A 21994-nucleotide genomic window follows, 5' to 3' on the forward strand; every position below is an offset into this window, starting at 1 on the left:
AGCAGCCTGTTCACTCCAAGCATTATCAACGGATTCCTAGAATTCAGGCCATGCACGTGTTGTCGCTCGGAACCTGGTGGATCCACGTCGCCTCAGTGATCGAGTGGTGTGTGGCGATCGTGTTGATGCATCGACGCGGACTGTCAGGCATGGCCTGGGCCATGCTTCCGGCCCTGGTGAGTGCGATGGCAGCCTGCACATGGCACTTGTTTGACAACAGCGACGCTCTGCGGGGCCTGGTCACCCTTCAGGCCCTATTCACCGTGATCGGGAACAGCACCCTGGCGTTTGCGGCATGGCAGCTCCAACGGCGTCGGGTGGCAGACGGGGTGGTCAATGAACTTTGATCCCGCACCCCTGTTTGCGGTCTCGCTAATCCCTTATTTGTTGTTTCTCTTCTGGCTCCACAGGAGTAAGGCACTTCCGCAGATGGCGGAACGCGGCTTTCAACTCACACTGCTGTTCGTAGCCGTCACGATTGTTGCCGCCATCGCAGCTCTGCGCTGCTGCTCAGCGGAACTGGTGGAGATCGACTGGTTGCACGGTGGTGCAGAAGCCTTCCTAACGCTCGGCAACACCGTTCTGGTGTTCGGACTGCTGCTACCGACCCCCAAGAAAGGGTGAACAACTCTTAAGAGACTCAGGCAAGAGGGCGGAAGCCCCGGATGATGAGGTGTCGCTCATTGGCTCGAATGCTGACCCACCTTTTCGCGATCGCTCCCGCCACCGTGTCCTGGTCTCCCAAGGTCGCCCTGGTGATGATCCTCTGCAATGTGGTTGCCATCATGGTCGGCAAGGCCACGATTAAGCACCCCAACGAAGGCGCTGCACTTCCCAACTCCACCTTCTTCGGTGGGATGGGACATGCAGCCATGCTCGGTACCACCAGCCTTGGCCACATCATTGGCATTGGTGCAATCCAGGGCCTGGCAGCCCGCGGTGTGCTCTGAAGCAACACCTTTCCGGGAAGGAGCCACGGCTCCTCCCCGGAAACAACATCGCTCAAAGCAGATAGGGCAAGAGGCGTAAGCCGTAACGCTCGAATCGGTACTCAAACAACAGCTCAGATAGGGCAGTTGCTTTTGCTGTGGAAGAAAGTCCATTGATCAGACGTTCGAGTCGTTGATCAGCCCGGCAATTGTTGAGCCCCCACCAGGTGCGCCGAGCCAGACGGCCTGACACCGACCATCGCCAGCTCCGCTGGGCAGCAAGTACCTGTCTGTAGCGATGGGGAATGGTTGCTGAGTAGCCGCGCATCCCATCAGCTATCAACAAATCGGCCAGTTGATCGGCATTGTCCATCGCATGGCGGATGCCTTCTCCACCGAGGAGATTGGCTGTACTTGCCGCATCTCCAACCGCCAACAGCGCATCGACACCCAGCGCTTCAGATCGGGAGATCGAGCTGGAAACAGGCCCACCATGGCGATCCAGAACGAGACAGTCGGACAAGCCGCAGCGTTGAATCAACCGCTGCAAGGGCTGCGCCAGGCTGCCGGAGGTCTGACGATGGGGCGGAGGAAGGTGACAGACACCCACCTTCAGCCGTTGTCCTTGCATAGGGAAGATCCAGCCGTATCCGTGGCTGATCCAGGGCGTCCCCAGAAAAAAACTGATCCGATCCCGCCAGGGTGCGGCGTGGCGATCATCGGCTTGAAGCAGCCACTCGACTCCGAGCCCCTGCAGCAGCGGATCTGCTGGATTGGGCTTGACACCAGCCTGCTGAAGCAGATCGCGGCGTGCACCCGTGGCGTCAATCAGCCACCGGACTGAGCGCAACGACTCCACACAATCGCGCGTCTGCAGCTGCACGGTTGCGTTCTCTGCGCTGAGGCTTTTCAGAACTGCCCGACAGCCTTGAATCAACTCCACACCATGGCGACGCGCTTCCGACCAGAGAAAGGAACGGAGCCTGCCGAAGTCGAGCACCACTCCCAGATCGTCGTCAGACCACCACTGATGCACAAGACCGGAAGGATCGTGCAGCTGCCAGCCCTGCCAGGTTGCGGCAATGGTTTCATCCGGCAGGCCAAGCCGACGAACAGCCTCCAGAGGAAGAGCTGCGCTGGAATAGGCATTGCGTTCCGGATCCATCAACCGATCCACCAGGGTGACCTCAGCACCCCTGCGCGCAAGCTGGATCGCCAGGCGGGCACCGGAAGGCCCCGCACCAACGACTAGAACCGACACAGATCCTTCCGCTTCAGGCCTGCAGAGCCTTGATCGAAGCGGTGGATGGCAGATCACCAGCGGCCTTGCTGAAGCGCTCAAGGATGCGTTCAGCCATCTGTGCAGGGGTTAGGCCAAGAGCTTCCTTGCTCTGTTGAGGAGTGGCGTGATCGACCAGCTGATCGGGAATGCCGATCCGCAGCATTGAGACAGTGATGTCCTGATCGCTCAACGACTCGAGAACGGCGGCCCCAAATCCTCCGGGGAGAGCTCCCTCCTCCATGGTGACCACACGGGGGATGCGTCGGGCCAGAGGATGAATGAGGGCCTGGTCCAGCGGCCGCAGGAACCGGGCATTGATCACCGTGGTCGAAAGACCTGCTTCCTCAAGCAGAGTGGCTGTGGCAAGAGCCGGCGCCACCATGGCGCCATAGGCAACGATCATCAAGTCGTCACCTTCCCGCAGCAATTCTCCACGGCCGATCGGCAGGGATTCCCAACCCTCTTCCATCAAGGGCACGCCTTCACCCGATCCCCGGGGAATGCGTAGGGCTGTCGGTCCGTCGTGACTGAGGCAGGTCACCAGCATCTGCTGTAGCTCGGCCTCATCCTTCGGAGCCATCACCGTGAAATTGGGAATGGCACGCATGTAGCTGATGTCGTATTGACCCTGGTGCGTCGGCCCATCGGCACCAACGATGCCCGCACGATCCAGCACGAAGGTGACCGGCAGCTTCTGGATTCCAACGTCGTGGATCAACTGGTCGTAGGCCCGCTGCAGGAAGGTGCTGTAGATCGCGCAAACAGGACGCAAGCCTTCGCATGCCATCCCCGCTGCAAGGGTGACGGCATGCTGCTCGGCAATGCCGACGTCCAAGTACTGATTGGGGATGGCCTTCTGCAGCAGATCGAGCCCGGTACCGGTGGCCATCGCCGCAGTGATTCCCACCACCCGGCTGTTTTGCTCGCACAGCTTGACGAGGGTTTGACCAAACACCTTGCTGTAGCTGGGGGGCTTGGGTTTCGATGAGGGGATCGCCTTACCGGTATTGAGATCGAAAGCTGATTGCGCGTGGTAGCCGACCTGATCAGCCTCGGCGTAGGGATAGCCCTTGCCCTTTGTCGTGACCACATGCACCAGAACAGGACCACCCTCACGGTGGGCCGCCTGAAAAGTGCGCACCATCTCACCGATGTCGTGACCGTCGATCGGACCCATGTAAGTGAAACCGAGTTCCTCGAACACGGCACCAACCTTGGGAACAGCGAGTCGTCGCATGCTTCCCTTCAGGCGATTGAGTTCCGCAGGAAGCTCTCCACCCATGAACGGCAGGTGACGAACACTCTCTTCGACACTTCCCGAGATGAACTGCATCGGTGGGCTAAGCCGCGCACGGTTCAGAACACTCGATAGGGCTCCCACCGGTGGGGAGATCGACATGTCGTTGTCGTTCAGCACCACCAGGAGCGGGGTATTGGGAAGATGCCCCGCGTGATTGATGGCTTCCAGGGCCATGCCGCCTGTCAGGGCACCATCACCGATAACAGCAACGCATTTGTACGACTCACCCTTGTTGTCCCGCGCCATCGCCATCCCCAGCGCAGCGGATATCGAGGTGCTCGCGTGACCGGCTCCGAAGTGATCGAAGCCACTCTCCGAACGCTTGAGGTATCCAGCCACCCCACGCTGCTGGCGCAGGGAATCGAAATCGTTGAACCGCCCTGTGATCAATTTGTGGGGGTATGCCTGATGACCGACATCCCAGATCACGCGGTCATGATCGAGGTCGAGGGTCTGGTAAAGAGCGAGTGTGAGCTCCACAACACCCAGACCAGGACCAAGGTGTCCACCACTGGTCGACACAACCTGCAGATGCCTCTCACGGATCTGCCGTGCCACATCCTCGAGCTGAGCCGGGCTGAGTCCGTGCAGTTCATTCGGATGCTTGAGATCTCCGAGATGCATGCACTGCCAGTTCCAATACGAGCAATCTACGGGAACCAGCCCGCATGCTGTCTGGATCGAACCCTTGGAAGAATGGTGAGATGACCGACTACCTGCAGCGGATCCTGCGTGCACGCGTTTACGACGTGGCGCGTGAAACCCCCCTGGATCACGCCCCCAATCTGAGCCGCCGACTGAACAACACGGTCTGGTTGAAGCGTGAGGATCTCCAGCCGGTGTTTTCCTTCAAACTGCGCGGCGCTTACAACCGCATGGCACAGCTGAGCGCTGACGAGCTGAAGCGCGGTGTCATTGCATCCAGTGCCGGTAACCATGCCCAAGGAGTGGCGCTGAGTGCCAAGCGACTCGACTGTCGAGCGGTGATTGTGATGCCAAGCACAACGCCGGAGGTCAAGGTGCGCGCCGTGCGCGCCCTGGGCGGTGAAGTAGTGCTCCATGGAGAGACCTACGACGAGTGTTCCGCAGAAGCACAGCGGCGCTGCAAAGCCGAAGGTCTCACTTTTATCCACCCCTTTGACGATCCCGAGGTGATCGCTGGTCAGGGGACGATCGGGATGGAGATCATGCGCCAGGCAGAGCAGCCACCCAACGCCATCTACGTGGCAGTTGGTGGAGGTGGCCTGATCGCCGGAATCGCCGCCTACGTCAAACGGCTCTGGCCTGAAACCGAGGTCATTGGTGTGGAACCGATCGATGCCGATGCCCTGACCCGCTCCTTGGAGCAGGGGCAGAGGGTGGAGCTGGAGCAGGTTGGCCTGTTTGCCGACGGTGTCGCCGTAAGGAAAGTGGGTGAACACACCTTTGAGTTGGCCCAACGATTTGTCGATCGGATGGTCCGGGTCGATACCGACGCCATCTGTGCCGCCATCAAAGACGTCTTCGAAGACACCCGCTCCATCCTGGAACCTGCGGGCGCACTGGCGATTGCCGGTCTCAAGCAGGACGTGGCCGATCGCAACCAAGCAGGTCGCAATCTCGTAGCGGTGGCCTGCGGTGCCAACATGAATTTCGACCGCCTGCGCTTCATCGCCGAACGGGCTGAGCTCGGTGAAGAGCGGGAAGCGATGTTGGCCGTGGAGATTCCCGAATCACCCGGCAGCCTCAGGCGCCTCTGCGAACTGCTGCGGGAGCGCAGCCTCACGGAATTCAGTTACCGCATGACCGATGGCGCCACGGCGCAGATCTTCATCGGTGTGCAGGTGAAGGATGAGGACGATCGGTCATCTCTACTGAACCAACTGGAGCAGGGTGGCTTTCCCTCTCTTGATCTCAGCGACAACGAATTCGCCAAGGTCCATTTGCGCCACATGGTTGGAGGTCGGCTGCCGTCTTCAGCGCGATCGGCCTACGCCGGGGAATGCCAAGAGCTGCTGTATCGCTTCGAATTCCCCGAACGACCGGGTGCCCTGATGAGCTTCGTTGATGCCCTACACCCGGGATGGAGCATCAGCATCTTCCACTACAGAAACCACGGTGCCGACGTAGGGCGCATCGTGGTGGGAGTTCTGGTACCGAAACAGGAGATGGAAGGGTGGACCGACTTCCTCAGTGCCCTGGGGTATCGCCACTGGGATGAAACAAACAACCCTGCCTATGCACTGTTCCTCTGAGTTTCAGGACGGTAACTTGAGTGCTCTTGAGGGGTTGTGATGACGTCTGCATCCCTGCCCACACGGCTCGAGGCCGTTCTTTATTTAAAGGGCAGACCCGTCAGTGTCGGCGAACTCGCTGAGCTGGCTGGCACCGAGCGTCGCGACGTGGAGGAAGCGCTCGTGGCTCTCACCGCCTCCTACGCCCAGCGAGACAGTGCACTGGAGATCGTGGAGCAGAGCGGTCGCTACGGCCTGCAGCTGAGGCCGGGCATGGGCGATCTCGTGAAAGACCTGCTGCCGGTGAATCTCTCCACCGCGACGTTGCGAACCCTCGCCACCATTGCCCTGAAGAAGCGAATCCTCCAATCCGATCTCGTGGATCTGCGTGGATCGGGTGCCTATGACCACATCAAGGAACTGGTGGCGCAGGAGTTCATCGAACGCCGCCGTCAAAGTGAAGGCCGCTCCTACTGGATCACCCTCACCGAAAAATTCCATCGCACCTTCTCCGTGCTTCCTGATCTCGGTGCAACCGATCTGACAGAAGCTGCATAAAGTCGGAGTAGATCAGCCCTCGTCATGGAATCTCTTCCCGTCACCCTGCTGCAGGTGCTGTCCCAGACCCTGCAGATTTACTCCCTGGTCTTGATCGTTCGGGTTCTGCTGAGCTGGTTCCCCAACCTCGACTGGGGAAACCCGGTGCTGAGCAGCGTCAGTGCGATCACCGATCCCTACCTCAACGCCTTCCGGGGACTAATTCCGCCCCTGGGGGGAATCGATCTCTCCGCCATCCTGGCGTTCCTGGCCTTGAATCTGCTTCAGAGCCTTGTGGGCCAGTCCATCAGTGCTTTTTACGTGTCGGGATCAACCTGGTAAAGAATCCAGATTGATACCCCGTTCAAGCGGCAGCAGATCGTCGTCGTCTGCATCGACGCGGGTTCGAACAGGCGCCTTGAAACCACGAGCCCGGGCATTTTTAATCTCGAACGGTCCTGGGGTTCCGGCAGGAACCGAAATACGCAACGCGAATTGGGATTGACCGGGGTTCACGTCGCCGATCGATCCCACCCGGGTTCTGTTTGGAAGCACAGGTTCACCACTGGCATCCAGGATTCGTGCGTAAACGTCGGTGTCGACAACGCTGTCCCGGCTGCTGTTCTCAACGTCCCCCGTCAGCACATAGCAGCTGGCACCCACCGGACGGCTCAAGTCGGGCTGATTACCGGGGTCCTGTTCACCACAGGGATCCAAGCGAACTCCACTGAGTTGCAGTTCAGCGGCATCACAGGGCAGCGCCAGTCCCAACAGCAGCGGCAGGCTCAAAAAAAGCGTGAAAAAACGACGAAACATCGGGCCGATCAACGTTGGTCACCGCTACCGCCGATGCGCCCACGGGCAGCTCGGCTCGACAGTTTTTGAAGATTGGCTTCTGCCACCTCATCCAGTTCATAACCCATTTCGCTGGCCAGCTGAGCCACGTACCAGAGCACATCGCCCAGTTCCAACTTGATCGCTTCGCGGGTCTCAACATCAAAGACACCCTGACGATCGCGAATCACCTTCTTGACCTTGTCGGCAACCTCGCCAGCTTCTCCCGTCAAACCGAGGGTCGGATAGATCGGATTACAGCCCACATCCGGGTAGGCAGCCGTCTTTCGAGCGGCGTCCTGATAGGAATTCATCTCCATGGGGCCGGTTAGGAAACGCCCGGATGGTAGTTTCCGCAAGGATTTTCAGCCACGATATGGGCCAGTTCGACGTGAACCGACGGACCAAGATCGTGGCCACCATCGGACCAGCCACTGAGAGTCCAGAGCGCATCAAGGAACTTGTGAGGGCTGGCGCGACGACGTTCAGGCTGAATTTCTCCCACGGAGACCACAGCGAACACGCCGCACGCATCGCCACCATTCGTCAGGTGTCTGAAGAATTGGGGCAGACCATCGGCATCCTCCAGGACCTTCAGGGTCCAAAAATCAGGTTGGGGCGATTCGCTGAGGGGCCGATCACCCTGGCCAACGGGGATCCGTTCACGCTTACCTCACGGCCGGTGAGCTGCGACAAAACCATCGCAACGGTGACCTACGACAAACTGGCCGACGAAGTTACTGCCGGGAGCAGGATTCTTCTCGACGATGGCCGTGTCGAGATGAAGGTCGATGCCGTCGACAAAGCAGAGCAGACCCTGCATTGCACCGTCACCGTTGGCGGTGTTCTTTCGAACAACAAGGGCGTCAACTTTCCTGACGTTCAGCTTTCCGTCCGTGCCCTGACCGACAAAGATAAAACTGATCTGGCTTTCGGTCTCAGTCAGGGGGTGGACTGGGTGGCCCTCAGCTTCGTTCGAAACCCCTCCGACATGGAGGAAATCCGCGGGCTGATCCGTGACCACGGTCATGAGACCCCTGTCGTGGCCAAGATCGAGAAATTTGAGGCCATCGATCAAATCGATTCCATTCTTCCGCTGTGCGACGGCGTAATGGTGGCCCGTGGTGACCTAGGGGTGGAGATGCCGGCGGAGGAAGTTCCTTTGCTGCAGAAGGAACTCATCCGCAAGGCCAACAGCCTGGGCATTCCGATCATCACGGCGACCCAGATGCTGGACTCAATGGCCTCCAGCCCCCGGCCGACCCGTGCCGAAGTCAGCGATGTGGCGAACGCCATCCTTGATGGCACAGACGCTGTGATGCTGTCCAACGAGACCGCTGTGGGGGATTTCCCGGTGGAAGCCGTGCAGACCATGGCCACCATCGCCCAACGGATCGAGAAGGACTATCCCCAGCGCTCCATCGACAGCCACCTACCCAGCACAATTCCCAACGCGTTGAGTGGTGCGGTCAGCACAATCGCCAGCCAACTCAACGCATCGGCGATTGTTCCACTCACCAAAAGTGGTGCAACTGCACGCAACGTCAGCAAGTTCCGACCGGCGGCGCCGATCCTGGCCATCACACCTGATCGCACCGTTGCCTGTCGCCTTCAGCTGGTGTGGGGGGTGACCCCCCTTGTCATCCCTCAGGGAGAACGCACCACCCAGACCTTTCACGCTGCCATGGTTAAAGCCAGGGAGCTGAACCTGCTCAAAGAGGGAGATCTCGTCATTCAGTCCGCAGGCACCCACGCAGGGGTCTCTGGATCCACTGATTTGGTCAAAGTGAGCATCGTGAGTAACGAAGCTGAGGCGACACTGCTCTGAACGACAACACACCATGAACCGGCGCATGCCCGCCACGGAAACGGTGCGGATGGCCCTGTCCACCCTGCGGAGCAACCGACTTCGCAGCCTGCTCACCATGGTGGGCATCGTGATCGGAAACGCCTCGGTAATCACCCTGGTGGGGGTTGGACGTGGCGCTCAGGGGCTGGCTGAGGAGCAGCTGACCAATCTTGGTGCCAACGTCTTGTTTGTGGTGCCGGGCAACAACAACACCCGTCGACAGGGAATAACGCGTCCAAAGACCCTCGTGCTTGAAGACGCAGAAGCCATCGCGGAACAAGTCCCCAGCGTCAAGAGGGTGGCGCCCCAAATCAACAGCAACCAGGTGGTTCAGGCCGGGGCGCGCAGTGCCACAAGTTCGATCTATGGCGTCACACCGGAGTTTGTGCCGGTTCGCAGCTTTGAGGTAGCCCAGGGACGTTTCATCAGTTCTCAGGATGAATCAGGCGCTCGAGCTGTTGCGGTTTTGGGCTCTGATCTGCGGACCAAACTGTTTCCAACCGGTGCGGCGATCGGTCAGCAGGTTCGGATCGGCAATCAGGCCTTCAAGGTTGTCGGTGTGATGGCCCCCAAAGGAGCCGTGTTCGGCAGCAACCAAGATGAAAATGCTTACATTCCGCTCTCAACAATGGTGAGCCGGATCACCGGTCGGGATCCCATTTACGGCGTCAGCCTCACCTTCATCAGTGTTGAAGCAAGGGATGAACAAAGCACGAGCGCAGCCAAGTTCCAAATCACCAACCTGCTGAGGCAGCGTCACCGAATTCTTCGGGATGACGATTTCGCGGTGCGTTCCCAGAAGGATGCCCTCACCATCGTCGGCACCATCACCGGAGGCCTCACTCTGATGCTCGCTGCCATCGGGGGGATCTCTCTCCTGGTGGGCGGCATCGGGATCATGAACATCATGCTGGTCTCCGTGAGCGAGCGCACCGAGGAGATCGGTCTGCGCAAGGCCTTGGGAGCCCGCAGCAGCGATGTGCTGCAGCAATTTCTTGTGGAGTCGCTGGTGCTCGCCAGCCTGGGCGGCGCCATCGGCACCTTGGTTGGTCTGGGAACGGTCAGCCTCGTGGCTGCATTCACTCCACTCCCGGCCGCAATCGGCGCGACAACAGTTGTTGTCACGGTGGGACTCTCAGGATCGATCGGACTGTTCTTCGGCGTCGTTCCGGCCCGTAGAGCCGCCAAGCTCGACCCGATTGTTGCCCTGAGAAGCCTTTAAAGAAGATCCCGAAATCCAGTCCATCTCCTTTACACTAGTTAATGATTTAATTCAGCTCATGAATCAGCGCTGGCGCCTTCTTGCTCTCTGGCTTCTGCCGATCGGCGTCGTTTTGCTGATTGGTTGGCAGGTGGTCAGCAACGGAGGCATCAATAGCCTCAGCCAAGACAGCAACGGCACAACTGTTGCTCCACGCAATGCTGCGGTGGCCCGCATGAGCTACGGCCGCTTCCTCGACTACGTCGAAGCAGGTCGTGTGACAGCCGTTGACATCTATGACGGCGGCCGCAATGCAGTCGTGGAAGCCGTCGATCCAGACCTCGACAACAGGGTTCAGAGACTTCGCGTTGACCTCCCAGGTCTTGCACCGGAGCTGATCAACACACTCAAAACTGAAGGCATCAGTTTCGATATTCATCCCCCTCGCACGGCACCACCAGTCCTGGGTGTACTGGGCAATCTCCTCTTCCCACTTCTGCTGATCGGTGCGCTGATTTTTCTGGCGCGCCGCAACAGCAACATGCCCGGCGGCCCTGGCCAAGCCATGCAATTTGGCAAGAGCAAGGCGAAGTTCATGATGGAGGCCGAAACAGGCGTGATGTTTGACGACGTCGCAGGCGTCACAGAAGCCAAGCAGGAACTCGAAGAGGTCGTCACCTTCCTCAAACAGCCCGAGCGGTTTACTTCCGTGGGTGCTCAGATCCCGCGTGGCCTGCTGCTGGTCGGCCCTCCTGGTACAGGCAAAACGCTTCTCGCCAAAGCCATTGCAGGTGAAGCAGGGGTTCCATTCTTTGCTCTTTCGGGCTCTGAGTTTGTTGAGATGTTTGTTGGTGTTGGTGCCAGCCGTGTCCGCGACTTGTTCAAAAAGGCCAAAGAAAACAGCCCTTGCTTGATCTTCATCGATGAAATCGATGCCGTTGGCCGTCAGCGCGGTGCGGGAATCGGTGGAGGAAACGATGAGCGCGAGCAGACGCTGAACCAGCTCCTGACGGAGATGGATGGATTTGAAGGCAACAGCGGCATCATCATCATTGCGGCGACCAACCGTCCCGACGTACTCGATTCAGCGTTAATGCGACCCGGTCGCTTTGACCGTCAGGTCACCGTTGATGCTCCTGACATCAAAGGTCGTCTTGCCATTCTCGATGTTCATTGCCGCAACAAGAAGCTTGACGCTGAGCTTTCTCTAGAAAGCATTGCCCGTCGAACCCCTGGCTTCACCGGTGCTGACCTGGCCAACCTGATGAACGAGGCAGCCATCCTCACCGCCCGCCGAAGGAAGGACTCCATCGGTCTGAGTGAGATTGATGATGCCGTTGACCGCATCATCGCCGGCATGGAGGGTCGTCCCCTCACCGACGGTCGCAGCAAGCGTCTGATCGCTTACCACGAAGTCGGTCATGCATTGATCGGAACTCTGGTTAAGGATCACGACCCTGTTCAGAAGGTCACCCTGGTTCCTCGTGGTCAAGCCCAAGGCCTCACCTGGTTCTCGCCTGATGAGGAGCAGACCCTGGTCACCCGTGCACAGCTCAAGGCACGAATCATGGGCGCCCTTGGTGGTCGAGCCGCAGAGGATGTGGTGTTCGGTCACCAGGAAGTCACCACCGGAGCCGGTGGCGACATCCAGCAGGTGGCTTCGATGGCCCGGAATATGGTGACGCGGCTTGGCATGAGTGATCTTGGACCTGTTGCCCTTGAGGGTGGTGGTCAGGAAGTCTTTCTAGGCAGAGATTTGATGTCCCGTAGCGAAATCTCCGAGTCGATTTCCCAGCAGATCGACATCCAGGTGCGCGACATGGTGAAGCGCTGTTATGACGAAACCGTGGAAATCGTGGCTTCCAATCGTGAAGCTATCGACCGCCTGGTGGAACTCCTGATTGAGAAGGAAACCATGAACGGTGATGAGTTCAAGGCTGTTGTCGCTGAATTTACCGCTGTTCCTGAAAAAGACCGCACCGTTGTCACCCTGGACTGAGTCAAAGATCCAACAACCAAAAGCCCCCGCCTTAAGCAGGCGGGGGCTTTTTTATGGGTTCGATTTGTTCTTGCGGCGACGACAGCGATCGGAACAGTAGACAACATCATCCCAACAATTTCTCCAGGCCTTGCGCCACTCAAATGGTCGGGCGCATACCGGGCAGATCTTGCTGGGACGGTTGTTTTTTAAACCTCCGTTTTTGGATCCACCCCGCTTCAAGCGACAGCCTGAACGGGGCGCTTGTCGATCACCGAATCAATCAAGCCATAGTTCACTGCTTCGGTGGGGGACATGAAGAAATCACGGTCCGTGTCGTGCTGAATACGATCCAGCGGTTGACCTGTGCGATCAGCAAGCTCCTGATTGAGTCGATCCTTCAGGAACAGAATTTCATCAGCCTGGATCCGAATGTCACTCGCCTGTCCCTGAGCACCACCCAAGGGCTGGTGAATCATGATTCGGGAGTGCTGAAGGCTGCTGCGCTTGCCCTTGGTGCCGGCACAGAGAAGAAAGGCACCCATGCTGGCGGCAAGGCCCACACAAACGGTGTGCACATCCGGTTTGATGTGCTGCATGGTGTCGAAGATGCCGAGACCGTCGTAAACCGAGCCTCCAGGTGAGTTGATGTAGAGGTAAATATCTTTTTCAGGATCCTCAGCTTCGAGGAACAACATCTGAGCAACGATCCGATTGGCAGAGTCACTCGTGACTGCTTCACCAAGGAAGATGATTCGCTCGCGCAGAAGTCGGGAATAAATGTCAAAGGCCCTTTCCCCCCGGCCAGACTCCTCAATCACAATCGGGATCATTCGAGCTTGAGCAGGGTCAAACAATCCTAACGGCGATGTCTGCGGCGCTAGGGTTCCAGCCATTCATTCATGGACTGCACGTTGGCCGAAAGTCAGACCATCGCGGACAGCAAACGGTCGTTTCATCAGTCCTTTCCCCACGTCATCGCACCGCTGTACCGCAGGCTCGCTGACGAGTTGTTGGTGGAGCTGCACCTGCTGAGCCATCAGAGTCGCTTTGAAGCCAATGAGCTCTTCAGCGTCGGACTCTGCACAGTGTTCGACACCTTTACGAAGGGATATCGGCCGGAAGCCCAGACAGAAGCCTTGTTGAGCGCCCTCTGTAGCAGCAATGGCTTTGACGCTGCAGGGCTGCGTAAGACCAGCACAACGCTGATTGATGAGGCCAAAGGGAAAGATCTAGACAGCATCAAGACCTCGCTGTCCTCCAAACGTCTCCCGGATGGCGGCCACTATTCTCGATTGATGGCAGTTGGACTGATGCGCCTGCTTGAGGCTGCCCGAGTGGATGGCAGCAGCCCTGACAGTCAGGCCCTGGGCGAACAGTGCAAGGAACTCGCCGAAAGCCTCGGCTTACCCGCAGATCGTGTCGATAAAGATCTATCGCTGTTTGGCTCAAACAGGGAACGGATGGACCAGGCGGTTGACCTGGTGCAAGAGACCATTGCGGCCGAGAAGCGGAAAAAGGAGCGCCGTTTGGCGGAACAGGGTCAGGGCAGTGCCAGCTGAAGCCGCAGCCATCCGGGCTGTCGCTCTTTAGGCAGTGCTGTCATCTCAAGCTCCAGCTGAGATGCGTTGCGAATCACACTGGGCCAGCCCGGTCCAAGCCAGCCCAGCCGAACCAATTCATTGGGTCGGCCTCGGAGACGAAGACGTTGTTGACCATGGCGTTTCAGAGGGCCCTGGTTAAGAGTCGGTGCTTCGCCCAGGGCAAGCAGCACCTCCACCCGTCCCTGCGTCTCCGGACCAAGCGACCATCCACCACTGGGATCACCCTGGGGATCAAGCCAGACATCGGCAAAACGGTTTGAGCCTGGCCCCTTGGGCATCAGCAGAGGGCGTTGCTCACGTTGGAACCCCCGCCGTAACAATGCTGTTGAAACAGCATCAAGGCTGGCCTTGAGATGGCCGATTTGATCAGCTGGAAGCATCAACCTGGCTTGAACGGAGGCGCGAAAGCGACCATCGTCGAGGCCATCCACGCGCAGAATGACAGGAGCAGCGAGCAGAACATCACGAAGCTCCTGAGGGAGTCCATAACGGCTGGTCAGCTGCTCAGCGATCAAAGGGTTGTTCAGAAAAGATCCGAGCAGTGGCTGCAAAGCAACGCTGTTCAGCTGGAGAAAACCCAAGGAGGCATCGAACCGAACCCGCTTGGTTTGACCTCGAGCCTGTGCATCCTTTAGGGACACAAAGGGTCTGGAGGCGACAGGCCCCTCAGCAATGAGCCGATCTCCCTGAAGCACAACACGCAGGCAGCCATGAGACACACTTGCCAAGGAGGGGAACAGGGGCCCACTGATCGACGCCAGCCCTGAGGGTTGCCACTGAACAGCCGTTGCGCTGGTGAGACGCTTCAGACAGTTCTGCTCCAGTGGCGACGGTGTACGTGACTCAAGCGGGGGGAGTTGATCAAAGCTGATGCGATGCAGCTCATCAGCAAAAAGAAGATCCAGAGAAGACGGATCCGATGAGCTCGGAAGAGCAAGAACGGGTTCACCGTCATCCATCCAGATCAGCCACCAAACAGCACGTCCGTAGCGTTTCCAACGATCAAGCGCAGCATCAGCGGAAAGCCGCTTCTGCCAGATCAGGGGCACGGGTGATGTTGGATCAGCTTCAAAACTCTGAACCAGCCGAGCATGTCTTGTGATCTCGAACAGCTCTGCTGTTCCTCGGCGATTAAGAGTGGGCGTGAGGCTTGACGCGCTGAGCAGCAGGCTAGGAACAAGAAGAATCAGACCCAGCAGTAGAGCCGTGCACGTGTAGGCAGACAGCTGCCTTCGAATCGAACCAATCAGGATGAAGATTTGGTTGGACCCTTGCGGCGTCGCCGGTCTCTCCATTCGATCGTTGAGAGGTAGATCACCGCAACGCTGACGAAGCCAAGAAGCACTGCTGCCGTGACCGCCAGGGTCTGACTCAGAAGTGGCGCGTCTTGAAGCACAGATTCGATCAGAAGTTCAAGGTTCCGTCACCGTTGCGTCCCCAGACGACCATGGCGATTGAGAAACTGAACATGGCGGCCAATGAAGCCCAACCCAGAGTGAACAACATGCGCTTGACCTCTTGATTCTTGAGATCCTACCTAGGGTCAAGCATGATTTCGTACTGCCGGAGGCAACTGTCATGACCAGCTCCAGCCCCGGTTCCTCAGCAGTGATGGAGCGCCAGGAGACGACCCAGCGCTATCCCCAAGCTCGCGTCATCGTCTTGGACGACGATGTGAACACCTTTCAGCATGTTGTGGATTGCCTGCGCAAGATCATTCCTGGCATGAGTGAGGACAACGCCTGGAACCTTGCGAACAAGATTGATCAACAGGGTTCAGCTGAGGTTTGGTGTGGCCCCCTAGAGCAAGCCGAGCTTTACCACCAGCAGCTGCAGGCCGAGGGACTCACCATGGCCCCAATAGAACGCTGTTGATCTAGGCCGCTGGTTTGCGACTGGCCTTGGTCAAGCGGAGTCGATCATCAATCTGCAAACGCTGTAACCGTTCATCCATCACGTAACACACCACTCGGCCAGGGCAGAGAGCAAGGCCCCGGACTTCCGTTCCGTGCACCTCAGCGGTGAGCATGCGGGCTTGGGGGCCGCATGCATCTTCCAGTGGTCCCCGAATCACGAGACGGAGAGCGTCAACTGATTTCAGCATCACAGCTCCGGAGCTCTCTCTGGCATAGCCAAAGTGGCTAACTTTCACCAGTTCTCAGGTTTTGGTTCAGCTTTGGGCCGGGTTGTCATCACCCACAGCACCTACGTCCAGGGATTGATCCCATGGCTGAAAGCCCTGGCTGACGAGACAGGCATTCAGACCATTACCCCTGCCGTGATCAGCAGGGTCCGTGGACGAAGTCCAGATCTTCAGCTTCGGGTGTCAACGCCAATCCATGGTGGATACAAGCTGGTGGCACGCAAAGGGACCTCAGCCCAGGAAGTTTTTGTGGTCACATCAATGAGTCGACCTGATCTAGAGAAGGCTGTGAAGTATCACCGCCCCTGATGTGGTTTGCCCTGCTCAAATCCTGCGGCTCGACAGGACACTGCATGGCCCTCAGCAAAGTCGGGATCCCCAGCGCAAAGTGCAGCCCAGTCGGATCGCTTGAAACACTGGGGAAGAATCGCTCTGCAAGCGATTTCAGCATCATCAGGCAGAAAGGTGACGGCGTTGACCCTGGGGCTGCTTGAAAGGTCGAAGCACGACATTCCGGCTGTCACCAAGAACACAGCAGCAAAAGCATGGATGGTTGACATTCAGGTGACAGCGAAGACCTAATCAATCAAAAGAATTTGAAAAAAAGAGACTAGATCTTTACTTTCATAATACCAACAAGATCTATCAAGCCTCAAGATTTTGATTTCGGGTGCGTTAACTTGAATTCTAAAAACAAGGCTTCGGCACCCGCATAATCCTTCTTTTCCCGCAGATAAAAAACCTGAGCTTTCCACCAATCCCAGGTTTCCATTTGAATTAACTCATCGAGCCGAGGATCGCGCATCACAGCACTGCAACCATCCAGACCTTAAAGACGACCAAGTCATTGACAAGCCATGTTCACATAGCAGTAAGCATCATCGACTACACATCACCTCACGGGTAATCTTCGAAAGCTCTGAAGATCTCCCATGCCCCTTGAAATTGCAGTCAGGCAAGGACCACAAAGCACCGAGAGCATAGGAGTCTTCGACGATCTTGAAGATGCGCTAACCGAATTCAACGAACTGATCAATCGTCGAAACTGGCATCAAAGTGTGACCACCATCTCGCTGACCGATACAGAAAAAAACAAATGCCTTGCCCAATACGCACTCCAAGAGTTCAATCACTCCGAAGTCTAGATCACGAAAAGCTTTATTGAATCAACCATTACACCTTCCCTTGAACATCGTCCATGCAGCCTCGACCCGAAGAATCTAGACTTCCACAAAAGCCAATGATTACAGAGTGAACGGCAAGACCCTGGTCATTTGCATCGGCACATTCTTCCTTTTGTTCTTTCTTGCAGAGTCTTGGATGATGAGAGGATTACCCCATTAACAAGAAAAACCATAACCATCCTCGTTGACAGCCATACAACAAAACCTACTAGACAATCACTGAGAAGCTCAAAAACTCATTGACCAAAGACAGCATTACGAAAAATAGTTTTCGAAACCAAACGCATTCAAGCTATTAATTAAATAATAAGATCCCTTCTCCACAATTTTTCGAGAAGTTCCTCACGCCAGGCAGAGGTTGAAGAGGGTGAACCACCATGCCGTGCGAGCCCCAGTGGTCGACCTGGAAGAACCAGAAGGGGCAACAAAGTGGGGCTTCGTTTCCGGCTGCATGGCCGGTCTACGTCACCGTCACGACAGTCTCCCCAAGTCGAAAGAGAGTCAGATCAGAGCACTAGAAAAGGCCGTCACCAACACAGCAGTTCAATCACAACTTTAGTCCGGACTCTCGCTTTCGAGAGGCCAGATCCTGCGAATGGCCGCAAGTGCTAACTCGGCTTCATCGCGGCGCTTCAGAACCGTGTTGCCCTCGAGAAGCAGCGTCACATGCCCCAACTTGCGCCCCGGTGTCTCCGGCGACTTGCCGTACCAATGCAGGTGAAGACCCGGCATGGCTTCAAGCATCTGGAGCCGCTGATCCAAGGGAGCATGGCGGTCTGGATCCAGACCTAGAAGGTTGACCATCAATGCACCGCGACTTCTGAGCTCAGGCTCCGGCACTGGTAGGCCGGCAGCAATGCAGAGCTGCTGATCAAACTGACTGCTGGTGCAAGCCTCGATGGAGAAATGGCCTGAATTGTGGGTGCGAGGGGCAATTTCATTCACTTGAAGACCTGCTGGCCCGTAAAAGAATTCCAAAGCCAGCACGCCGACGTAACTGAGCTTCGTCATCAGCGATGCCGCAACGTTGTAGGCCAAAGCCGCCACCGACGGGTCCACCGGCGCAGGTGCCAGAACCCAGTCACAGACTTGTTGATGCTGGTGGGTTTGCACCAGTGGGAAGTGGCGGATCCTTCCTTTTTGATCTCGGCTGACGACGAGAGCCAGCTCCAGCTCGTAATCCACCCACGATTCCAGGAGCCAGTCGTCTGCTGTGACGGCCCGCAACAACTGCGCAAGGGCTTCGATATCGCGCAGCACCACCGTGCCCTTGCCGTCATATCCCCCACGGGACGCCTTCGCCATCACAGGAAAGGTCCAACCCTGGGGCAGAGCAGGTTGGGCCGGAGAAATCAAACTGAGCGGACACCAGGGTGAACTGGGAATCGCCAGGTCGTCGAGCAGCTGACGCTGCGAGAGTTTGTCGACAAGTGGCGACAGAGCGGCCAACGACGGGCGAAAGCGAACCCCCTGCTGCTCAAGTGGAAGAAGGGCGTCGATGTTGACCCACTCGTTCTCGAAGGTGACACCGTCACAACCCACCACCAGTTCACGGGTTCCAGCCACGTCCCGGGGATCCGCCTCAACATGACGCGCCGCCAAGCCGGCGGCAGGATCCGCTGCATTTGAGGTTTGCACCGCGATCGGAACCTCTCGTTGCGTGGCGGCCTGCACAAGCATCCGTGCCAGCTGACCACCTCCCACAACACCGATCATCGTGTCCGAGCCGTCTCCCGCAGCTTGCCACCTAGCGGGGCCGATGACAGCGTCAAATCAACGGACGATCGCCGGCAAAGGCCAGACGAATCATCGTTAACAGAAGGACCACTAGGAACAGGGCCAAGCCCAAGGTGCAGGCATAGCTGATCTCCAATTCAGCAAAGGCCTGGTCGTAGACGTAATACACGATGGTTCGCGTGGCATCGGCCGGACCTCCCTGGGTCATCAAAAACACCTCTTCGAAAACCTTTGTGGCTGCAATCGACGACACGACAGCGACCAAGGTCACGTAGGGCCCCATCAAGGGCAAAGTGATGTCGAGATGCTTTCTCCAGCCCTCGCTGCCATCCAACTCAGCTGCCTCGTAGAGCTCCTTGGGGATGCCCTGGAGACCCGCCAGAAAGATAACCATGTAGTAGCCGAGACCCTTCCAGAGGGTCACCAACATCACCGCTGGAAGCGCCAGCTGCGGGGTTGTGAGAAAACCGATCGGGCTAAAGGAATCGCCGAGCAGCACGCTCAGCCATCCGTTGATCAGACCGTTCTCGGCGTAAAGCCAGCGGAAGGCGATGGCAGCAACCACGATTGACACCAGCACGGGGGTGTAGAAGGCACCCCGCAGCAAGGAACGTCCTGGCAAACCCTGGTTGACCAGAACAGCTAGCGCCAATGCCCCCAGAACGATTGGGGGCACAACACCGATCAGATACAGAAATGTGGTGACCAGCACCTGACGCGCCATGGGATCCGACACCAACCGTTGAAGATTGGCCAGGCCCACGAAGCGCAGGGGTTCACTGACGTCCAGCCCCGTGGCGGTGAAACTCATCAGCAAGGCCATCAACGCCGGAACCAACACCGACAGACTGATCAGAATGACCGCGGGCAAGAGGAACGCCCAGGCTGAAAGGGAGTTGCGCACTGATTTGTCGAGCCCTGATCGGTCGAGCACTGGACCAGCGACACTGTTGCGAGAGTAGGTGGGTTCCAACGGTTTCATGACCACAATCACCCCGTTGCATCACATCCGCGTTGCGCTGGAGCGCAATCCCTACGACGTTGTGATCGGAGCAGGGGGCCTGGCCACCCTCGGCCAGCAGATGCTGAGGTCAGGAGTCCAGCAGGGTCGTCGTGTTCTTGTGGTCAGCAACCCGGATGTCGCCACCCCTTATGGCGACGTCTGCCTGAATAGCCTCAAGGACGCAGGCTTCAGTGTTGAACTCCTGGTGATTGACGCCGGCGAACATCAGAAGACGCCTGCCACCGTGGCAGCAATTCACGATGCGGCTTACAGCGCAAAGCTTGAACGCAGCTCGTTGATGGTGGCCCTGGGCGGTGGCGTTGTGGGAGACATGACTGGTTTTGCAGCAGCAACCTGGCTGCGGGGCATTCAGGTCGTCCAGGTGCCCACGACCCTTCTAGCAATGGTCGATGCTTCTATCGGTGGCAAGACCGGCGTCAACCATCCCCGCGGAAAGAACCTGATCGGCGCCTTTCACCAGCCGCGCTTGGTGCTAATCGATCCTTCAACCCTCAGCACCCTGCCCGAAAGGGAATTCCGCGCGGGCATGGCAGAGGTGATCAAATACGGAATTCTCGGAGATACGGAACTGTTTGATGAGCTGGAGGCCTGCGCAGACCCGAGTACTCCCGCTGGCCTGGGTTCGGAACCGTTGAGCTCGATTCTGCGTCGATCCGCCGCGGCCAAGGCTCGGGTGGTGGAGGCTGATGAACGGGAAGGCGGCTTGCGAGCGATCCTGAATTACGGCCATACCTTCGGCCACGTGGTGGAGACCCTCTGCGGCTACGGCACCTGGCTGCATGGCGAGGCGGTCGCCATCGGCATGGTGGCGGTGGGCGAACTCGCGGTGCTGCGGGGGAGCTGGAGTCGCGAAGACGCGGATCGGCAACGCCGGCTCATCGAAAGCGCCGGCCTGCCGACCGCCTGGCCCGATCTCTCAGCAGAAGCGGTGCTGGACAGCTTGCAGGGCGACAAGAAGGTGCGCGACGGTCGGTTGCGCTTCGTTCTCCCAACAGGAATCGGTTCTGTCGAAATTCGCGATGACGTCAGTCGCGAGCAGATTCTGAGCTGCCTGGAGCAGCTGAAAGGCTGAAGGCCCCCTCGGGCAATCCCCACAGATAGGTCAGCCAGCGGAAGGCACCAAGGCCCGCAGGGTCCACCAGGCGAAGCAGGGCTTCACGGCGCTGCAGGGCTTCTGCCAGACGTTGGCCAGGCAGCTGTTGAAGGTCATGGAGACGCTCTGCAAGTCCCAGTGCAAGGAGCGCCTCACCCTGCTTGGCCTGATCACCCACCAACCAGCCGCTGCCCTTGGCGGCCTCAGCAACAACATCGATGCAGAGATGTGCCGTCAGGTCCTGCTCGCCAGGCTGATGCAACGGCGACAGGCCCGCCTGTTGGGCTCGAACAGCCATGAGGGTGCCCTCCGAGCGCCGAGCCGTGTAGTAGCGATGGGCTTCCAGGGCGTAATCAATCACAAGGAGCACTCCTGAATCCAAAGCAGCGGCCACCGTGGCGAACCAATCGGGCAGTGAACTGTTCCACTCCGTGGTCCAACCCTCCTCTGCATCGGGGGGAGGCAGCTGGATTCCGTGATTGATGCACACACGGTTGATCTCGTCCTGCAATGCAACTGGCAGGGGCCGATGGGTCGTCCGCAGCTCATGGGTTTGATCCAGTTCAACCCACTCCTGTTGGAGTGATCCATCCCTCCACACCAATCGCTCTACCGGGAGGGCATCCAGCAACTCATGGGCGATCACCACCCCACGCACCGGATCACTCCGCAGCTGCTCAAGGGAGCACCACCGCACCGAAAAACCATCCACCTGCGGAAGCAGGGCCTGTTGTCGCTGACGCATGCCGGGGTTGACCTCCACCAGAACCATCTCGATCTGAGGCAGAAGCGCTGAGTCGGAACTGAGAAGTTGGGCGATTAGATCCCGGGCAAGATGGCCTTCCCCAGGCCCGATTTCCACAATCGAAAGGCGCTGATCTGAATCCGTTCTGGACAGCGAAGCAAGCCAGGTCAGGAGTTGGGGCGCCAGCAGGGCAGCGAAGTCGCTGCCCAGGGATGGAGACGTGACGAAATCACCCTGGGTTCCGATGCGGGCACGGCCTGCTCCGTAGTAGCCATGCTCTTGCTCGTTGAGAGCCAGATCCATGAACCGGGAAAACGGAACGGCACCCCCCGCCTGTTGCA

The 21994-nt window shown here is 58.1% G+C and carries 28 protein-coding genes and 1 other RNA gene; 14 read left to right on the forward strand and 15 right to left on the reverse strand.

The features are described from left to right. Positions 1 to 50 precede the first annotated feature (50 nt). The 3 genes from FZZ88_RS08845 (at position 51) to psaK (ending at position 950) form a co-directional block, all read left to right on the forward strand. On the forward strand, positions 51 to 347 hold the full coding sequence (locus FZZ88_RS08845) for a DUF2499 domain-containing protein (RefSeq protein WP_166016593.1): 297 nt from the start codon (positions 51 to 53) through the stop codon (positions 345 to 347). Beyond that, the gene (locus tag FZZ88_RS08850; protein WP_166016594.1) at positions 337 to 624 is read left to right on the forward strand and encodes a DUF3593 domain-containing protein; all 288 of its coding nucleotides are present in this window, start codon (positions 337 to 339) and stop codon (positions 622 to 624) included. Before FZZ88_RS08845 ends, FZZ88_RS08850 begins: the two co-directional genes overlap by 11 nt. A 68-nt stretch (positions 625 to 692) precedes the next feature. Continuing rightward, a complete protein-coding gene (gene psaK / locus FZZ88_RS08855) occupies positions 693 to 950 on the forward strand; it encodes a photosystem I reaction center subunit PsaK (RefSeq protein WP_115022027.1) in 258 nt (85 codons plus the stop codon). A 52-nt stretch (positions 951 to 1002) separates the two neighbouring features. On the opposite strand, the gene FZZ88_RS08860 is transcribed toward psaK, so the two are convergent. Together FZZ88_RS08860 and dxs are read right to left on the reverse strand one after the other, a co-directional pair. Continuing rightward, positions 1003 to 2190 (reverse strand): NAD(P)/FAD-dependent oxidoreductase, encoded by a 1188-nt coding sequence (locus tag FZZ88_RS08860; protein WP_166016595.1) that lies wholly within the window; start codon positions 2188 to 2190, stop codon positions 1003 to 1005. A gap of 13 nt (positions 2191 to 2203) precedes the next feature. Beyond that, positions 2204 to 4135, reverse strand: coding sequence for a 1-deoxy-D-xylulose-5-phosphate synthase (gene dxs / locus FZZ88_RS08865; RefSeq protein WP_166016596.1), 1932 nt, complete (start codon positions 4133 to 4135; stop codon positions 2204 to 2206). Positions 4136 to 4215: 80 nt separating this feature from the next. Here dxs and ilvA point away from each other — a divergent pair, with 80 nt between their 5' ends. From ilvA to FZZ88_RS08880, 3 genes are read left to right on the forward strand one after another with little or no spacing between them, the layout of a single operon-like run. Beyond that, the gene (ilvA, locus tag FZZ88_RS08870) at positions 4216 to 5745 is read left to right on the forward strand and encodes a threonine ammonia-lyase, biosynthetic (RefSeq protein WP_166016597.1); all 1530 of its coding nucleotides are present in this window, start codon (positions 4216 to 4218) and stop codon (positions 5743 to 5745) included. Positions 5746 to 5784: 39 nt separating this feature from the next. Continuing rightward, on the forward strand, positions 5785 to 6282 hold the full coding sequence (gene scpB, locus FZZ88_RS08875; RefSeq protein WP_115022019.1) for an SMC-Scp complex subunit ScpB: 498 nt from the start codon (positions 5785 to 5787) through the stop codon (positions 6280 to 6282). 24 nt (positions 6283 to 6306) lie between these two features. After that, positions 6307 to 6603 (forward strand): YggT family protein, encoded by a 297-nt coding sequence (locus FZZ88_RS08880; RefSeq protein ID WP_166016598.1) that lies wholly within the window; start codon positions 6307 to 6309, stop codon positions 6601 to 6603. On the opposite strand, the gene FZZ88_RS08885 is transcribed toward FZZ88_RS08880, so the two are convergent. Next, positions 6592 to 7077 (reverse strand): hypothetical protein, encoded by a 486-nt coding sequence (locus FZZ88_RS08885; RefSeq protein ID WP_166016599.1) that lies wholly within the window; start codon positions 7075 to 7077, stop codon positions 6592 to 6594. The two genes, FZZ88_RS08880 and FZZ88_RS08885, sit on opposite strands and share 12 nt — an antisense overlap. An 8-nt stretch (positions 7078 to 7085) precedes the next feature. Beyond that, entirely contained in the window at positions 7086 to 7415 is a 330-nt protein-coding gene (locus tag FZZ88_RS08890) for a nucleoside triphosphate pyrophosphohydrolase family protein (protein WP_166016600.1), read from the reverse strand. 56 nt (positions 7416 to 7471) lie between these two features. On the opposite strand from FZZ88_RS08890, the gene pyk reads away from it, so the two are divergent. Genes pyk through ftsH form a run of 3 tightly spaced genes read left to right on the forward strand, consistent with a single transcriptional unit; the run spans position 7472 to position 12144 of the window. Continuing rightward, the gene (gene pyk / locus FZZ88_RS08895; RefSeq protein ID WP_166016601.1) at positions 7472 to 8923 is read left to right on the forward strand and encodes a pyruvate kinase; all 1452 of its coding nucleotides are present in this window, start codon (positions 7472 to 7474) and stop codon (positions 8921 to 8923) included. A 13-nt stretch (positions 8924 to 8936) separates the two neighbouring features. Further along, positions 8937 to 10166, forward strand: a complete 1230-nt coding sequence (locus FZZ88_RS08900) for an ABC transporter permease (RefSeq protein ID WP_166016602.1) — start codon at positions 8937 to 8939, stop codon at positions 10164 to 10166. A gap of 58 nt (positions 10167 to 10224) precedes the next feature. Continuing rightward, positions 10225 to 12144, forward strand: coding sequence for an ATP-dependent zinc metalloprotease FtsH (ftsH, locus tag FZZ88_RS08905; protein ID WP_166016603.1), 1920 nt, complete (start codon positions 10225 to 10227; stop codon positions 12142 to 12144). Between the two features lie 51 nt (positions 12145 to 12195). Here ftsH and FZZ88_RS08910 read toward each other — a convergent pair whose 3' ends face one another. Both FZZ88_RS08910 and clpP read right to left on the reverse strand, forming a co-directional pair. Then, the gene (locus FZZ88_RS08910) at positions 12196 to 12366 is read right to left on the reverse strand and encodes a DUF2256 domain-containing protein (protein ID WP_115022000.1); all 171 of its coding nucleotides are present in this window, start codon (positions 12364 to 12366) and stop codon (positions 12196 to 12198) included. Continuing rightward, a complete protein-coding gene (gene clpP / locus FZZ88_RS08915) occupies positions 12363 to 12956 on the reverse strand; it encodes an ATP-dependent Clp endopeptidase proteolytic subunit ClpP (protein ID WP_115021998.1) in 594 nt (197 codons plus the stop codon). The genes FZZ88_RS08910 and clpP overlap by 4 nt, the downstream gene beginning before the upstream one ends. Positions 12957 to 13037: 81 nt before the next feature. Between clpP and psb29 the strand changes: the two genes are divergently transcribed. Next, positions 13038 to 13685: a photosystem II biogenesis protein Psp29 gene (gene psb29, locus FZZ88_RS08920; protein WP_166016913.1), complete on the forward strand. Its 648-nt coding sequence runs from the start codon at positions 13038 to 13040 to the stop codon at positions 13683 to 13685. On the opposite strand, the gene FZZ88_RS08925 is transcribed toward psb29, so the two are convergent. The 3 genes from FZZ88_RS08925 to petN form a co-directional block, all read right to left on the reverse strand. After that, complete coding sequence (locus FZZ88_RS08925; RefSeq protein ID WP_166016604.1) at positions 13667 to 14776, reverse strand: hypothetical protein; 1110 nt, start codon at positions 14774 to 14776, stop codon at positions 13667 to 13669. The genes psb29 and FZZ88_RS08925 overlap by 19 nt on opposite strands. Positions 14777 to 14973: 197 nt before the next feature. Beyond that, positions 14974 to 15123, reverse strand: a complete 150-nt coding sequence (locus tag FZZ88_RS08930; RefSeq protein WP_166016605.1) for a hypothetical protein — start codon at positions 15121 to 15123, stop codon at positions 14974 to 14976. Positions 15124 to 15131: 8 nt separating this feature from the next. Further along, a complete protein-coding gene (gene petN / locus FZZ88_RS08935; protein WP_011364412.1) occupies positions 15132 to 15233 on the reverse strand; it encodes a cytochrome b6-f complex subunit PetN in 102 nt (33 codons plus the stop codon). Positions 15234 to 15305: 72 nt separating this feature from the next. Between petN and clpS the strand changes: the two genes are divergently transcribed. Further along, a complete protein-coding gene (gene clpS, locus FZZ88_RS08940) occupies positions 15306 to 15602 on the forward strand; it encodes an ATP-dependent Clp protease adapter ClpS (protein ID WP_166016606.1) in 297 nt (98 codons plus the stop codon). Between the two features lies 1 nt (position 15603). On the opposite strand, the gene FZZ88_RS08945 is transcribed toward clpS, so the two are convergent. After that, positions 15604 to 15831: a hypothetical protein gene (locus FZZ88_RS08945; RefSeq protein ID WP_166016607.1), complete on the reverse strand. Its 228-nt coding sequence runs from the start codon at positions 15829 to 15831 to the stop codon at positions 15604 to 15606. Positions 15832 to 15903: 72 nt separating this feature from the next. Here FZZ88_RS08945 and FZZ88_RS08950 point away from each other — a divergent pair, with 72 nt between their 5' ends. Beyond that, positions 15904 to 16179: a DUF2103 domain-containing protein gene (locus FZZ88_RS08950; RefSeq protein ID WP_166016608.1), complete on the forward strand. Its 276-nt coding sequence runs from the start codon at positions 15904 to 15906 to the stop codon at positions 16177 to 16179. Positions 16180 to 16522: 343 nt separating this feature from the next. Here FZZ88_RS08950 and FZZ88_RS08955 read toward each other — a convergent pair whose 3' ends face one another. Continuing rightward, a complete protein-coding gene (locus tag FZZ88_RS08955) occupies positions 16523 to 16675 on the reverse strand; it encodes a hypothetical protein (RefSeq protein ID WP_166016609.1) in 153 nt (50 codons plus the stop codon). 127 nt (positions 16676 to 16802) lie between these two features. Between FZZ88_RS08955 and FZZ88_RS08960 the strand changes: the two genes are divergently transcribed. Then, a complete protein-coding gene (locus tag FZZ88_RS08960) occupies positions 16803 to 17015 on the forward strand; it encodes a hypothetical protein (RefSeq protein WP_166016610.1) in 213 nt (70 codons plus the stop codon). Between the two features lie 404 nt (positions 17016 to 17419). Here FZZ88_RS08960 and ssrS read toward each other — a convergent pair. The 3 genes from ssrS to FZZ88_RS08975 all read right to left on the reverse strand — a co-directional run bounded on the left by ssrS (position 17420) and on the right by FZZ88_RS08975 (position 19695). Beyond that, a non-coding RNA gene (gene ssrS / locus FZZ88_RS08965) (6S RNA) lies at positions 17420 to 17602 on the reverse strand. A 7-nt stretch (positions 17603 to 17609) separates the two neighbouring features. Further along, positions 17610 to 18770, reverse strand: a complete 1161-nt coding sequence (locus tag FZZ88_RS08970) for a 5-(carboxyamino)imidazole ribonucleotide synthase (protein WP_166016611.1) — start codon at positions 18768 to 18770, stop codon at positions 17610 to 17612. A gap of 52 nt (positions 18771 to 18822) precedes the next feature. After that, entirely contained in the window at positions 18823 to 19695 is an 873-nt protein-coding gene (locus tag FZZ88_RS08975; protein ID WP_226423656.1) for a carbohydrate ABC transporter permease, read from the reverse strand. Between the two features lie 76 nt (positions 19696 to 19771). Between FZZ88_RS08975 and aroB the strand changes: the two genes are divergently transcribed. Then, entirely contained in the window at positions 19772 to 20887 is a 1116-nt protein-coding gene (aroB, locus tag FZZ88_RS08980; RefSeq protein WP_166016613.1) for a 3-dehydroquinate synthase, read from the forward strand. On the opposite strand, the gene FZZ88_RS08985 is transcribed toward aroB, so the two are convergent. Beyond that, positions 20841 to 21956, reverse strand: a complete 1116-nt coding sequence (locus tag FZZ88_RS08985) for a class I SAM-dependent methyltransferase (RefSeq protein ID WP_230332862.1) — start codon at positions 21954 to 21956, stop codon at positions 20841 to 20843. The two genes, aroB and FZZ88_RS08985, sit on opposite strands and share 47 nt — an antisense overlap. Positions 21957 to 21994: the final 38 nt, after the last annotated feature.

The organism is Synechococcus sp. PH41509, assembly GCF_020514285.1.
GTDB lineage: Bacteria > Cyanobacteriota > Cyanobacteriia > PCC-6307 > Cyanobiaceae > Parasynechococcus.

What these genes read in the sequence shown, in the direction of transcription:
- FZZ88_RS08955 (WP_166016609.1), bottom strand. Translation starts at nt 16,675, where the DNA reads ATGCGCGATCCTCGGCTCGATGAGTTAATTCAAATGGAAACCTGGGAT.
- pyk (WP_166016601.1), top strand. Translation starts at nt 7,472, where the DNA reads ATGGGCCAGTTCGACGTGAACCGACGGACCAAGATCGTGGCCACCATC.
- clpP (WP_115021998.1), bottom strand. Translation starts at nt 12,956, where the DNA reads ATGATCCCGATTGTGATTGAGGAGTCTGGCCGGGGGGAAAGGGCCTTT.
- aroB (WP_166016613.1), top strand. Translation starts at nt 19,772, where the DNA reads ATGACCACAATCACCCCGTTGCATCACATCCGCGTTGCGCTGGAGCGC.
- FZZ88_RS08900 (WP_166016602.1), top strand. Translation starts at nt 8,937, where the DNA reads ATGAACCGGCGCATGCCCGCCACGGAAACGGTGCGGATGGCCCTGTCC.
- ftsH (WP_166016603.1), top strand. Translation starts at nt 10,225, where the DNA reads ATGAATCAGCGCTGGCGCCTTCTTGCTCTCTGGCTTCTGCCGATCGGC.
- clpS (WP_166016606.1), top strand. Translation starts at nt 15,306, where the DNA reads ATGACCAGCTCCAGCCCCGGTTCCTCAGCAGTGATGGAGCGCCAGGAG.
- FZZ88_RS08850 (WP_166016594.1), top strand. Translation starts at nt 337, where the DNA reads ATGAACTTTGATCCCGCACCCCTGTTTGCGGTCTCGCTAATCCCTTAT.
- scpB (WP_115022019.1), top strand. Translation starts at nt 5,785, where the DNA reads ATGACGTCTGCATCCCTGCCCACACGGCTCGAGGCCGTTCTTTATTTA.
- ilvA (WP_166016597.1), top strand. Translation starts at nt 4,216, where the DNA reads ATGACCGACTACCTGCAGCGGATCCTGCGTGCACGCGTTTACGACGTG.
- FZZ88_RS08880 (WP_166016598.1), top strand. Translation starts at nt 6,307, where the DNA reads ATGGAATCTCTTCCCGTCACCCTGCTGCAGGTGCTGTCCCAGACCCTG.
- FZZ88_RS08845 (WP_166016593.1), top strand. Translation starts at nt 51, where the DNA reads ATGCACGTGTTGTCGCTCGGAACCTGGTGGATCCACGTCGCCTCAGTG.
- FZZ88_RS08970 (WP_166016611.1), bottom strand. Translation starts at nt 18,770, where the DNA reads ATGATCGGTGTTGTGGGAGGTGGTCAGCTGGCACGGATGCTTGTGCAG.
- FZZ88_RS08985 (WP_230332862.1), bottom strand. Translation starts at nt 21,956, where the DNA reads ATGGATCTGGCTCTCAACGAGCAAGAGCATGGCTACTACGGAGCAGGC.
- petN (WP_011364412.1), bottom strand. Translation starts at nt 15,233, where the DNA reads ATGTTGTTCACTCTGGGTTGGGCTTCATTGGCCGCCATGTTCAGTTTC.
- FZZ88_RS08960 (WP_166016610.1), top strand. Translation starts at nt 16,803, where the DNA reads ATGCCCCTTGAAATTGCAGTCAGGCAAGGACCACAAAGCACCGAGAGC.
- dxs (WP_166016596.1), bottom strand. Translation starts at nt 4,135, where the DNA reads ATGCATCTCGGAGATCTCAAGCATCCGAATGAACTGCACGGACTCAGC.
- FZZ88_RS08885 (WP_166016599.1), bottom strand. Translation starts at nt 7,077, where the DNA reads ATGTTTCGTCGTTTTTTCACGCTTTTTTTGAGCCTGCCGCTGCTGTTG.
- psaK (WP_115022027.1), top strand. Translation starts at nt 693, where the DNA reads ATGCTGACCCACCTTTTCGCGATCGCTCCCGCCACCGTGTCCTGGTCT.
- FZZ88_RS08945 (WP_166016607.1), bottom strand. Translation starts at nt 15,831, where the DNA reads ATGCTGAAATCAGTTGACGCTCTCCGTCTCGTGATTCGGGGACCACTG.
- FZZ88_RS08890 (WP_166016600.1), bottom strand. Translation starts at nt 7,415, where the DNA reads ATGGAGATGAATTCCTATCAGGACGCCGCTCGAAAGACGGCTGCCTAC.